Origin of the sequence: Arthrobacter bambusae, from assembly GCF_030812595.1 — a bacterium.
Taxonomy (GTDB): Bacteria; Actinomycetota; Actinomycetes; order Actinomycetales; family Micrococcaceae; genus Arthrobacter; species Arthrobacter bambusae_B.
On sequence record NZ_JAUSSZ010000028.1, the window covers coordinates 1 to 12652 of the forward strand.

The 12652-nt window shown below is 64.1% G+C and carries 9 protein-coding genes, 1 tRNA gene and 2 pseudogenes; 7 read left to right on the plus strand and 5 right to left on the minus strand.

The window, feature by feature from the left end; translation table 11 throughout:
* The first annotated feature begins 339 nt into the window (after positions 1-339).
* The 3 genes and pseudogenes from J2S96_RS19850 to J2S96_RS19860 all read left to right on the plus strand — a co-directional run bounded on the left by J2S96_RS19850 (position 340) and on the right by J2S96_RS19860 (position 2749).
* Entirely contained in the window at positions 340-834 is a 495-nt protein-coding gene (locus tag J2S96_RS19850; protein ID WP_306867539.1) for a hypothetical protein, read from the plus strand.
* Positions 835-907: 73 nt separating this feature from the next.
* Positions 908-1270, plus strand: a pseudogene (locus J2S96_RS19855) (GNAT family N-acetyltransferase); the annotation flags it as partial.
* Between the two features lie 57 nt (positions 1271-1327).
* Positions 1328-2749: an FAD-binding oxidoreductase gene (locus J2S96_RS19860; RefSeq protein ID WP_306867558.1), complete on the plus strand. Its 1422-nt coding sequence runs from the start codon at positions 1328-1330 to the stop codon at positions 2747-2749.
* 61 nt (positions 2750-2810) lie between these two features.
* Here J2S96_RS19860 and J2S96_RS19865 read toward each other — a convergent pair whose 3' ends face one another.
* The 4 genes from J2S96_RS19865 to J2S96_RS19880 form a co-directional block, all read right to left on the minus strand.
* The gene (locus tag J2S96_RS19865) at positions 2811-4220 is read right to left on the minus strand and encodes a DUF4032 domain-containing protein (RefSeq protein ID WP_306867542.1); all 1410 of its coding nucleotides are present in this window, start codon (positions 4218-4220) and stop codon (positions 2811-2813) included.
* A 90-nt stretch (positions 4221-4310) separates the two neighbouring features.
* Positions 4311-5393, minus strand: a complete 1083-nt coding sequence (locus J2S96_RS19870) for an ABC transporter ATP-binding protein (RefSeq protein ID WP_306867545.1) — start codon at positions 5391-5393, stop codon at positions 4311-4313.
* Between the two features lie 194 nt (positions 5394-5587).
* The gene (gene otsB, locus J2S96_RS19875) at positions 5588-6412 is read right to left on the minus strand and encodes a trehalose-phosphatase (RefSeq protein ID WP_306867546.1); all 825 of its coding nucleotides are present in this window, start codon (positions 6410-6412) and stop codon (positions 5588-5590) included.
* Positions 6402-7892, minus strand: a complete 1491-nt coding sequence (locus J2S96_RS19880; RefSeq protein WP_306867549.1) for an alpha,alpha-trehalose-phosphate synthase (UDP-forming) — start codon at positions 7890-7892, stop codon at positions 6402-6404. Before J2S96_RS19880 ends, otsB begins: the two co-directional genes overlap by 11 nt.
* A gap of 180 nt (positions 7893-8072) precedes the next feature.
* On the opposite strand from J2S96_RS19880, the gene J2S96_RS19885 reads away from it, so the two are divergent.
* A complete protein-coding gene (locus J2S96_RS19885) occupies positions 8073-8951 on the plus strand; it encodes a DsbA family protein (protein ID WP_306867552.1) in 879 nt (292 codons plus the stop codon).
* Positions 8952-9101: 150 nt separating this feature from the next.
* Positions 9102-9178: transfer RNA gene (locus J2S96_RS19890), tRNA-Thr, on the plus strand.
* Between the two features lie 81 nt (positions 9179-9259).
* On the opposite strand, the pseudogene J2S96_RS19895 reads toward J2S96_RS19890, so the two are convergent.
* A pseudogene (locus J2S96_RS19895) lies at positions 9260-9729 on the minus strand (recombinase family protein); the annotation flags it as partial.
* Positions 9730-10052: 323 nt separating this feature from the next.
* Between J2S96_RS19895 and J2S96_RS19900 the strand changes: the two are divergent.
* Together J2S96_RS19900 and J2S96_RS19905 are read left to right on the plus strand one after the other, a co-directional pair.
* Positions 10053-10217 carry a hypothetical protein gene (locus tag J2S96_RS19900; protein WP_306867555.1) on the plus strand — a complete coding sequence of 55 codons (165 nt, stop codon included), beginning with the start codon at positions 10053-10055 and terminating at the stop codon, positions 10215-10217.
* 377 nt (positions 10218-10594) lie between these two features.
* On the plus strand, positions 10595-12349 hold the full coding sequence (locus J2S96_RS19905; protein WP_306867560.1) for a lipase family protein: 1755 nt from the start codon (positions 10595-10597) through the stop codon (positions 12347-12349).
* Positions 12350-12652: the final 303 nt, after the last annotated feature.

Sequence of the window (12652 nt, forward strand, 5' to 3'; positions counted from 1 at the left end):
ACCCGGGAGGGTGTGGGAGAGTAGGACACCGCCGGACAACCATTCACCGTTCAGGCCCCGGGCACCCACGTGCCGGGGCCTGAACCATTTAACCCACAACCCCCCACATGAGCCCGCGCCCGGCCGGGACCGCGCATACGTGAGCGGGCGTCCCGCCGGGACCGCGCATATGTGAGCCGGCGTCCCGTCTGGACCGCCCGTATGTGAGCCGGCGTCCCGCCGGGAGCGGCTATATGTGAGCCCGCGTCCCGTCTGGACCGCGCATATGTGAGCCGGCGTTTGAGTGGGAGCGGCCTGGGGGCGGAGCCGGGGCTTCGCTGGCCGGTAAAGTTGGTGCACATGGAGAGCCTCTTTAGTCACCTCGCACCGGACTCCGAACCGCAGCGGGAGCAATCCGGTGAGCTGGACCCCGTAGTGTGCACCGTCGTCGTGCCTTCTCCGGTGGCACATGCCTTCATGGGCTTTACGGATCACCCGCATCTCTGGTGGCCGATGGAGGAGCACAGCGTCTACGGGGCAGGCTCGCACGTCGAGTTCGAGGAGAATTTGATCCTGGAGACGGCGGATGATGGCCGTACCACGATATGGGGGACGATCGACGACTGGCAGCCGCCTTTGTCTTTCCATGCGAGCTGGTATCCGGGCAGTACTGCTATTTGGTCCACCGAGCTTCGCGTTGCCTTCCGGGCGGTCGACGGGGGTACGGAGGTTCGCTTGGTGCACGACGGCTGGGAAGGTGCGGAACACCCCTCGCAAACCCGTGCAAACTACGCGGCCGACTGGCCTGGGGTCCTTGAGCGCTATGTCCGATTCATGGGCGGCGGTCGTGACTAGGATCCGGCGCCTCCAAGCGAGCGACTGGCGGTTGCTTCGCGATGTCCGCTTGGAAATGCTGTCGGACACCCCGATGGCCTACGTGGAGAGCCTCGCTGCCGCTCGGCGCCAAACTGAAACGCAATGGCAAGAACGGGCAGCCACGATGTCGGGCGATTCCAGTATCACGCTCGTGGCGGATGACGGCACAGACGGCAGCCGAATCAGTGGACTCATGCGCGTTGTCATCAAGCAGCCGCAGGACCCGTCCGAGGTGCTGCAAGCCATGCTGATCAGCGTCTACGTCGCACCCGAACACCGGGGCCTGGGCCTTGCTGACCAATTGCTTGATGAAGCTTGCGAATTGGCAGGGTCCGAGCTTGGAGCCGGTCTGATCGAACTGGGCGTCCATGAGGACAACGCCCGGGCCAAGGCCTTCTACGAACGCCATGGATTTGAATACACAGGTGGCAACCGCCCCTATCCGCAGGACAAATCCAAGTTGGAGATCGTCATGGCCCGCCGGATCCAGCCGCCCTCCGGGCCGTCCCAGGAAACCAAAGGCCCCGGAGGGTTCATCGACGACCTGGCGGCCGCACTCACCCCGGGACAAGTCGCCGTTGACGAACCGACACGCACCGCCCATGCGGCAGACCAAGGACCAGTCCTGGACTTGCAACTTCCCCTTGCTGTGGTGTTCGTCGAATCCGTTGAGGACGTCCAGCACGTGGTGCGCAGTTGCGCCAAGCACGGAGTGCCGATTGTTGCCCGCGGCGCCGGCACCGGCGTTTCCGGCGGCGCCCATGCCAGCCGGGGGTGCATAGTCCTGAGCCTGGAACGCATGAACCGTATCCTGCAGCTCAACGCGGACGACGAGACCGCCGTCGTCGAACCCGGCGTGGTCAACGCAGACCTGAATGCCGCGGCGGCCGAATTCGGCCTGATGTACGCGCCGGACCCCGCGAGCTACAAAATGTCCACGATCGGCGGCAATGTGGCCACGAACGCCGGTGGCTTGCGCTGTGCCAAATACGGCGTGACCAGGGACTCAGTCCTGGCGCTCGACGTCGTCCTGGCCGACGGCTCGCTCATCCATACAGGGCACCAGACCTTCAAAGGCGTGGCCGGTTACGATCTCACTTCACTGTTCGTGGGCTCCGAGGGAACCCTGGGGGTCGTGGTGGGCGTGACGGTGCGCCTGCGCTACCTGCCCCGCGAGGTCCACACCGTGGCAGCCTTCTATCCGGACTTCCGCGGTGCCGCCGCGGGCGTCCTGGCGGTCGGAAAGGCCCGCGTCCAGCCCGCCATCATGGAAATGCTCGACGCCGGGACGCTGGCCCAGCTCGACGAACTGTACGGCTCGGACCTCGGAGAACGTGGACAGGCGCTGCTGCTGATCCAGACGGACGGTTTCGGGGCTGCCGCGGAGGCATCGCTGGTGCGGGAAGTGCTCGCGGCCGGCGGCGCTTCGGTGACTGCGGAATCGAATGCGGAAGCCGAGCGCCTCATCGACATGCGGCGCTCGAGTCGCGGCGACGAAGCGGACACCGAATACCGCGTAGGCGAGGACGTCGCCGTTCCGAGATCGCGGCTTGTGGACTATGTGGCCGCGCTCGAAGATATGGCCGTCACCCATGATGTCCAGCTCAAGGTGGTGGCCCATGCCGGCGACGGCAACCTGCACCCGACCTTCTGGGTGGACCGGGTGGACATGCACGTTGACGCGGATGCCATGTCCCGCCTCAACAAGGCCCTGGACGACTCCATTGATGCCGCGCTGGAGATGGGTGGAACCATCACCGGTGAGCATGGCGTGGGGCAGTACAAGCTGCGCTGGCTCGGCCTGGAGCAGCCCGGGCCCGTCCGCGAACTGCAGCACCGCGTCAAAGAGCTCTTCGACCCTAGCGGTATCTTCAACCCCGGGAAGGCCATCTAGATGTCGGCGTCCCACAGCTGACCGCCGGGATCTCGCGGAGACGCAGGCACGCAGGCCCCCGCTAGTCGTCGGAATCCGGGTATTCGTCCTGTTCGTACCGGGATTCCTCGGTTTCAGCTTGCAGGATCTTGAGCATCGCCGTGTCCGGATTGAGCATGATGGCAGCCTCGTCGCGCCGGTGGCGGAGAATGGTGTCCAAGTACGACTGGACCGCTTCCGCCAAGGGGATGTGGCTGTCCTGCTTCTGGCTCATGTACCAGCGGTGTTCGAGGACTTCGTGGACCACTTCGGCCGGTTCAAGCTTGCCTGCGAGGTCGCGCGGGATGGAGCGGACGATGGGCTCGAAGATTTGGCTGACCCAGGTGTGGGCACTGATTTCTTCGTCCATGTCCGGGTTGTTGTCCGCCCGGAATGAATCCATGTCATTGAGCAGCCGGCGGGCCTGGTTCTCCTGGGCATCCAGGCCCGTGAGGCGGAGCAGGCGCCGCTGGTGGTGGCCGGCGTCGACGACCTTTGGCTGAAGCTGGATGGTGGAGCCGTCCGCGGTGGTCTTGATCGCGTATTCCTCGACGTCGAAGCCGAGTTCGTTGAGGCGGCGGATGCGTGCGCCCACACGCCAGCGTTCGCCGAGTTCGAACGATTCCTTTTCGGTAAGTTCGGCCCATAGCCTGCGGTACGAGTCCATGATGAGTTCCGACGTCGCGACCGGGTCCACCTTCTCCTCGATCAGGCCGCCTTCGAGCAGGTCCATGAGCTCCCCGGCGATGTTGACGCGGGCGATCTCCAGATCGTACTCGCGCTGGCCCACCGATAGATCCGGGTACAGCTCGCCGGTCTCAGCGTCCACCAGGTACGCGGCGAACGCGCCCGCGTCGCGACGGAACAAGGTGTTGGACAAGGAAACATCGCCCCAATAGAAACCGATCAAGTGCAGGCGCACCAGCAGCAGTGCCTGGGCGTCAATGAGCCTTGTCAGGGTGTCCCGGCGCAGCATCTGGGAGAAGAGCGCCCGGTACGGCATGGAGAACTTGAGGTGCCGCGTGACCAGCACGGGGTTCAGCGGTTTGCCGTCAACTGTGGTACGGCCGGTGATGACTGCAACCGGCTCGACGCAAGGCACATCCATCCGGGCCAGTTTGCGGAGCATGTGGTACTCGTGCCGGGCAATGTGCTCGGACGTTTCCTTGATGGCGATGACGGAACCGGCCAAGTGCGCGAAACGCACAATGTGCCGGGAAATGCCGCGGGGAAGGGCGGCCAGGTTCGCGGCAGGCCAGTCTTCGAGCGCGATGTGCCATGGCAGGTCCAGGAGCTCGGGATCCGCCGCCGCCGCAGTGATGTTGAGGGATCCGATGACACCCGCCGGCGGTGCAGTGTCATTGGCGCTGGCGGCCTCTGTGCGCGGGAGTTTGCCGATCTGCGCGTAGTCGGTGGGTTCGTCATGCCACTTGGCACCGCTTTGCTCGGTCATGGGGTCAATTCTTCCGTATGGAGGCTGTCTTTAACGACGACGGCGGCCCGTCCACTCGGAAGGGCCGCCGTCGCTAATGCGGTGAGGATTTCAGTCGCCCAGACGCAGGCCCGACTTGGTGTCGAACAAGTGCACGTGGCCCGACTGCGGACGAACGAAGATGGACTCGCCCTTCATCGGGGGGCGGCGGCCGTCGACGCGGGCCACGATGTCGTGGCTCTTGCCATCAAGCGTGGTGTGGCCGTAGACGTAGGCGTCGGCGCCGAGCTCTTCAACCACGTCAACCTCGACTTCGAGGCCTTCGCCGTTGCCAACAGTCTCCAGGTCTTCCGGACGGGAACCGAGCGTGACGGTCTTGCCGTGCGCCTCTTCGAGGACATCGTGCGGTACCGGGTAAACGGTGCCACCGAACTGGACGCCGCCGTCGACGACGGGCAGTTCCAGCAGGTTCATGGCGGGGGAGCCGATGAAGCCTGCCACGAAGACGTTCTTCGGCCGGTCGTACAGGTTGCGCGGGGTGTCTACCTGCTGCAGCAGGCCGTCCTTGAGGACGGCAACGCGGTCACCCATGGTCATGGCCTCGACCTGGTCGTGGGTCACGTAGACAGTGGTGACGCCGAGGCGGCGGGTCAGGGATGCGATCTGCGTACGGGTCTGGACACGGAGCTTGGCGTCCAAGTTGGAAAGAGGCTCATCCATGAGGAAGACCTGCGGGTTACGGACGATGGCGCGGCCCATGGCAACGCGCTGACGCTGGCCACCGGAAAGTGCCTTCGGCTTGCGGTCCAGGTACTGCTCGAGGTCAAGGAGCTTGGCTGCTTCGCGGACGCGCTCGGCGCGCTCTTCCTTGGAAACGCCGGCGATCTTGAGTGCGAAGCCCATGTTGTCGGCAACAGTCATGTGCGGGTAGAGGGCGTAGTTCTGGAAGACCATTGCGATGTCGCGGTCCTTCGGCGGGACGTCCGTGACGTCGCGGTCACCGATCAGGATGCGGCCGGAGTTCACGTCCTCAAGGCCTGCGAGCATCCGCAGGGAGGTGGACTTACCGCAACCGGAGGGTCCAACGAGGACCAGGAATTCGCCATCGGCGATGTCGATGTTGAGCTTATCGACGGCGGGCTTATCTGTGCCCGGGTACAGACGCGTAGCGTTATCAAAAGTAACTGTTGCCACAGTTATCAATCCCTTCACCGGCAGGTACGTGCCGGACGATCCGTTGTGAATGGTTCATGTTTATTCAGTTCGACTCCCTGCCACGGGCTGGGCCCGGGCAAGGGAGACTGAGTGACGCCGCACGGTATATGTGCGCCACATCACAACCAAGAGTATGGCAGTAGCTCGGGTTATTCGCCTAAATGTTACAAATGTCACACGTGAGACGCGTCTCCCTGGACTTCTCGGCGCCGTTCACGAAGGAGCGCCTCCAGGAGTTCGGCGACGTGGAGGGGGGACTCCACGCGGAACTCGGCCTGGGTGAAATCCAGTCCGACCTTCACGCCGACGTCGCCGGCGCCGAGCCTGGCGATCGCGTCCTCGTCGGTCACATCGTCGCCGGCAAAAAGGATCCCGGTAGCGGAAGCGGCCCGGCGCAGGAATTCGACAGCCTCGCCTTTGGAGGAATGCACTACAGAGGTCTCAAGGACCCGCTTCCCGTTCTTGAGGAAGACGCCCGGCCAGCTTTCAAGCACCGTCCGGGCAGCGGCGACGGCGTCCTCCGCCACGTCCTCGGCGGCGCGCCTGGTGTGGAGGACGACGCCGGCGGGCTTGTCTTCGAGTTCTGTCCCCGAGGCTTCCTCCGAGATTCCGGCCAAGACCTCTCGTACTTCGGCGAGGAGCTCCCTTTGGGCGTCGTCGAGCCGGAGTTCCGACGAACCGGGGCCCAGCCACGCCTCGGCGCCGTGGCTGCCAATCAGCAGCGTGGCCTCAGGGGGCGAGGCGACCGCCCGCAGGCTGGCCAGTGCCCTGCCGGAGATGAGCGCCGTCGTCGTCCTCGGAAGTTTGGCGAGTTCGGCGAAAGCGGCGGCTGATCGTTGGAGCGGGCGCGCGGCGTCGGCGTGGTCCACGATCGGGGAGATGGTGCCGTCAAAGTCCATCGCCACCAAGAGGTGATCCGTTCCAGCGATCCGGCGGACGGCGTCGAGCAGTTCGGGTGGCAGGCCCAGCCGGGGAGTGCCTGCTGCTTCAGGAGTCATCGCGCACCACAGTTTCCGCCAGGGCCGAGAGGAATTCGGCTGACCAATGATCGACATCGTGGTCGAGGATTTGCTTGCGCATCGCCCTCATCCGGCGGCGGGACTCGTTGGGTGACAGGTGCAAAGCCCTCATGATCGTGCCCTTGAGTCCGTCGATGTCGTGCGGATTGATGAGCAGTGCCTGCTTGAGCTGATCTGCCGCTCCAGTGAATTCGCTCAAGACCAACGCGCCCGTGTTGTTGATCCGGGCGGTGACATATTCCTTGGCCACGAGATTCATGCCGTCGCGCAAAGCCGTCACCAGCATGACGTCGGCCGCGAGGTACAAAGCCACCATTTCCTCGACCGGGTAGCTGTGGTGGAGGTAGCGAACGGCGGTATTCTGCATGGTGTCGTAGGTGCCGTTGATATGGCCAACGGTGCCTTCAATTTCCTCACGCAGAAGCCTGTACTGCCGCACACGCTCGCGACTGGGGCTCGCCACCTGGATCAGTGTGGCGTCCTCCACCTTGAGCCGACCTTCCTTGAGGAGCTCCTCGAAAGCCTTCAAACGGTGGGGGATGCCCTTGGTGTAGTCCAGGCGGTCGACGCCCAAGAGGACCGTTTTGGGGTTTCCGAGGTCGTGGCGGATCTGTTTGGCACGTTCGACGATGTCGGGGCGCTCGGCGAGCTCACTGATCTGGTCCACGGCGATGGAGATTGGAAAGGCCTGCGCGCGTGCAATATGGGTGATCCGGCCGTCCGGCCCCTTTACGTGGACCTGTTGCTGCTTGACACTCGCTCCAATGAAACGTCGTGCCGAGCGCATGAAGTTCGCCGCGTCGCTGGGGCGTTGGAAACCCACTAGGTCAGCGCCGAGCAGGCCTTCGATGATGGCCTGGCGCCACGGCAATTGGGCGAAGATTTCCGGCGGCGGGAACGGGATGTGGTTGAAGAAGCCGATCCGCAGGTCCGGGCGCGCCTGTCGGAGCATGCTCGGCACGAGCTGGAGTTGGTAGTCCTGCACCCAGACGGTGGCTCCGTGGTCCGCGTGCTGGATGACCGCGTCTGCGAACCGCTGGTTGACGCGGCGGTAGCTGTCCCACCATGCGCGATGGAACTCCGGAGGGGCAATGACGTCGTGGTAGAGCGGCCAGAGGGTCGCGTTGGAGAACCCCTCGTAATAGAGCTCAACATCGTGCGTGCTGAGTGCCACCGGAATCAGGTCCATGCCGTCGTGGCTGAAGGGCTCCAACGCCTCGTCCGGGGCGCCGTGCCAGCCCACCCACGCGCCGTCCGTCTTGGTCATCATCGGGGCGAGGGCAGTAACCAGCCCCCCGGGAGAACGGCGCCAGCCTTCCTCGCTGCTTTCCCCGTCATCACTGGCATAGCGGTCCACCGGAAGGCGGTTGGAAACCACTATGAAATCGTGTTTCCGGGGTTCTGGAGCTTGATTTCCGTCGGGCGCACTGTCGATCTTTTCACTTACCGTTTGTTGCATTGCTGCCCCCTAGGGTTGCTTATGACTCATCTCCCACCCTACCGGCGGGAATCATCGAGGGCACTTGCTCGTTCGTCAGACTGGAGTCGAAGACCCCAGCAAAGCTGCCGGTCTTCTCCCGTAAACTGGCACCGTTGCCCTTGCTAGAACCAAAAGCCGTCGATAAACCACGAGGAACTGATGAGCCCCGCACACGAACCACGCCTGTCCAAGGCAGAGCGCACCGCCCAGGCCCGCGAGAAGGCCCGCGAGATCCGCGAAGCTCAGCTGAAGAAAGACAAGCGCAATAAGTTGCTCATTGGCTGGGGCATTGTGGTTGCCGTCGTGGCGATCCTCGCGGTTATCGCCCTCGTGGTCACTCAGAACATCGCGAACAACGCCCCGATTGCCGATCAGGGCCCGACGCCGGCGAACGCCAACGCGCACGGCGGCGTGACGCTGCTCAAGGGCACCGACGTGGTTAAGGTGCCTGCTGGCACTGTCAGCATGGCGTCCCTGCCGTCGGCTCCGGCCACCACGCCCGCCACGGTGACCGCTCCGGGCGCACAGGCTGAAGCCGGAAAGCCGGTCAAGGTTGTGGCCTATATCGACTTCATTTGCCCCATCTGCAAGAACTTCGAGACAACGTACAGCCAGCAGCTGACCCAGTTGCGAAACGACGGCAAGATCACCCTGGAGTACCGTCCGTTCGGCTTCCTCGACGCCAGCTCCTCCACTAACTACTCCTCCCGCGCCGCCAACGCCGCGGCTTGCGTGGCGAACACGTCACCGGACAAGTACTCGGCACTCGTGGACCTGTTGTACGCACAGCAGCCTGCAGAGGGCAGTGCAGGCATTTCGGACAACGACCTCAAGAAGCTGGCCACCCAGGCGGGATCGGCCAACATTGACTCGTGCATCGACAACAAGACGTACCGACCGTTCGTCAAGGTGGTCACCCAAGAGGCCAAGGTCATCGGCATCTCGGGCACGCCAACGGTCTTCATCGACGGTCAACAGTGGGATAACAAGGCGGACTTCATGACCCTCCTGAATGCAGCTATCGCCGCGAAGAAGTAGTTCAAGGCCTTCGGCCTCTCGTCCGCTGGAATTTCCGTGGGCGGGAGGTCTTGGGCTACCCTTATCTAGCGCTCGCGCGCACCAGCTTCGGTTTGCCGGGGCACCAGCCCCGGTCCGCCGGGCAACCATAGTCCCGGTCCGCCGGGGCGCGCCTCCTTAGCTCAGTTGGCCAGAGCACCGCTCTTGTAAAGCGGGGGTCGTCGGTTCGAATCCGACAGGGGGCTCCATCGGGGCGGGAGATCTGCTGGCGAGTGAGAAGTGCTTTGCATCTTCCTCTCGTCGCGGGACCGCCACTCTGTTATGTAGGTCTCGCGGGTGGCGAGGGCCTGTTGGTGACGGTAAAGCGTTGCCCGGCTCCACCCGACAAGACGGGCGGCCTCCTCGGCGGTGCGGCCCTTGGCCCGGGCACCGGTCACGATCCGAAGCTTGTCAGCGATCACGACAGGATCGGAGTGGCCGGCCGGACGTTGTTGTGGGGTCAATCCCGTCCGAAATGGATCTCAGGTACACGCCTCGTTCCCGCAGCAAGTTCACCGTGTTCAAGACATCGATCAAGGACCGACCGAGCCGGTCCACTCGCCACACGACGATCGTGTCCCCAAGCTCCACGTAGGCCAGGAGCTTCTTCATCCCGGGCCGCTCAATGGCGGTCTTGCTTCCGGAGGTGACGTCGGCGAACACGTCGCGTTTCTGCACCCCCGGCGTCGACAAGTGCATCGAGTTGCAACTTTGCGTCTTGGCCCGACGTACTCACACGCGTATATCCGAGATGTCTCACCCGAGAGCCCGAAGTCTTCCGCGATCTGCGCCAGCGGCGCCTCGCCCTTGCGGGCCACATCAATAACATCCTGGCGGAACTCCGGCCTATACGGCGTGGGCATGGTCAACATCCTTCCACGAGCACAAGCTCGCTAGATCAAGGAGTCAACAAAACCGGGGGCAGTTCCGAACGCTAGTTGGGCAACTTAGGCGGACCGGGCGACGTGGATCGCTGCGACAACGCCGCCAATTATCGCTGCAATTCACAGCACTTGGCGTCAGGATGGGGTGTTGTCCTACTGGGCGCGCGGCCGGTTCTAGGCCCTCTGGCAGGCCTTCACGGTGGCCGAACCCGACGGTGGACTGTCCGGCTGGTGGGTGAACCACTGGGATCGGCACTTCACGTTCTTCATCCTGACAACACACGTCTCCTCCCTCCAAGGACTCAACCCCACCCGGATCCAGGCCGTCAATGCGAGCTTCATGATCGGCCACGCCGAGACATGACGATATCGCTGCGTCTTCTTCGTCAAGGCCTACGCTGAGACAGATTGAACGTCTAGCGACTGACGGGGTGCCCGCACCTGGTTACGGAAGCGGCGCCGGGCACGGTGGTGACTCCGTTCACCCGCTTAGAGCTTCGCAGGCGGGGCGAGCGGGTTGGATGCTGCCCTGCCTCCTTGGAACGACGCGTCCTTGGCAGCGCAGGCCTGGCAGTTCAGTCGACACGGCGGCGGTGGCGACGCAGCGGAATAGTGGGCGCCGGTTCTCTCATCAAGAGGGGACCAGTCCAGACAGAGGGGGACATTATGGATAGTTCATCCCGTGGGTCGACGTTGACGCAGGGCCGCGACAGAGCCAGGGCTCTTCCGTCAATAGCAGTGATGTGGCCTGCATGGGTTCAAGGGCTCGTCGGTGCCGCTGCGATAGTGATAGGTCTCCTTCTGGTGTCCCGGCCCTCAAGCTCGCTGCAAACCCTGACCGTTTACGCCGGGCTGAGTTTCATCCTCTCCGGTGCGGGCGATCTTCTCGAAGTACGCGCAGCGAGGTCCCCCGGTACGCCGTGGTCCCGACGGCTCCAGTCCATGCTGGGAGGGTTCTGGATTTGCGCGGGGCTCGTGGTCGTGCTGTGGAGGGGACTGGCGATGGATGCGCTTATTGTGGTCGTCGGAGTCTCCCTCGCACTGTTCGGGGTGGTTCGGATCGCCCAGTCCCTGAGGCGTGGTTCCGATTCGCGGGCCGCATCTGCGTTGTTGGGTGTCTCCGATCTCGTGTTCGCGGGGCTCGTGTGGTGGTGGCCCGATGTCACTCTCCTGGTCATCGCCGCGCTGTTCGGGGTGCGCACGATGCGCTTCGGCGTTTCCCAACTCGTCCATGTCTTCCGCAAGCGGCAGAAGCCCCGCACGGAAGACGGCAGGCGCCGTCGCGGTGGCGCGCACAGGCCCGGTCTTCTCGGGGCTGTCACCGCGCTCGTCCTCGCGCTGGTTTGCTCGGGAATCGGGTTCCAGCTACGGAGCGCGTCCCCGACAATGGAACCGTTCTATACGGCCCCGGCGACCCTGCCGGGACAGCCAGGGCAACTCGTGCGGAGCGAACCCTTCAGCCGGGGCGTCCCTGCGGGGGCCCGGGCGTGGCGAATCCTCTACACAACCACGGACGCAGTCGGCTCCTCAACCGTCGCCAGCGGGCTCGTAGTGGTCCCCGAGGCGCCGTCCCCGGGCGGCCACAAGGTGATTGCGTGGGCGCACGGCACAACCGGGTACGCCCAGGACTGCGCCCCGACCCTCTTGAAGGACCCGCTCGGGTCAGGGGCATTTCCGGCACGCGAGGCAGTGATTGCCAACGGATGGGCGATCGTTTCCACGGACTACGCCGGGATGGGCACACCCGGTCCCCAGCCTTACATCATCGGCCAGGGCGAGGGACGCTCCGTGCTCGACTCCGTCCGGGCCGCGCACCAACTCATCGACGCGCAGCTGAGCCCGGAGACCGTCCTCTGGGGGCACTCCCAGGGCGGCCACGCAGCACTGTGGGCAGGTCAGCTCGCGTCGGGCTACGCCCCCGAGGTCAAGCTGGATGGTGTCGTGGCTATGGCACCGGCGAGCGACACGATAGGACTCGTTCGAAGCTTGCCGGCCCTCAAAGGCGGCAGCGCCCTCGCTGCGTTCGTGATCGCCGCGTACAGCGCCACCTACCCCGATGTGCGGTTCGATTCGTACGTGCTGCCTTCGGCCAGGATCATGGTGCGGGAAATGGCGAGCCGCTGCCTGTCGAACGCGGACGAATTTGTCTCTATCCTTGCGGCCCTGTCGCTGGATAACGACCAAGGCATCCTCGCTGCCGACCCGGCAGAGGGTCCGCTCGGCCAACGCTTACGTGAGAACACGCCGACCGGCACCATCCACGCGCCGTTGATGGTCGCACAGGGCTTGGCCGACCCGCTCATCCGACCCGGAATGCAGAGTACCTACGTCGCTTCCCGCTGTGCAGCCGGGGAGATCATCGACTACAGGGAATTCGCGGGCCGGGACCACCTCTCACTCGTGGCTGACACATCGCCGCTCATCCCCGGACTCCTGGCATGGACAGCCGACCGTTTCGCTGGCAAGCCCGCGCCGGAATCGTGCACGCATTCCTGAAGACGCCAAGCACCAACAGGGGCGTCCGATGCGGCAAACGCGCATCGGACGCCCCGAAGCGTGTAATCGTTGGGGCACGGCGCGAACCAAGTTGTCGCTGACGGTGGAACTGCTCGATGCACGCGCCAAATCGCGATGCTAAATCGAGCCATATAGCCGTGTGGCTCAAAGCTGGGTGAAACTCTTGCCGCCACCGAAGTCCGCCATCGGGAGTGTCCGTTTAACGGTGGATCCGGTGCTGGCATTTAGTTGATTCTTCCTTCGAAGGTGATGGCGAATGCGTTCAGTGCCGGCTTCCATCGT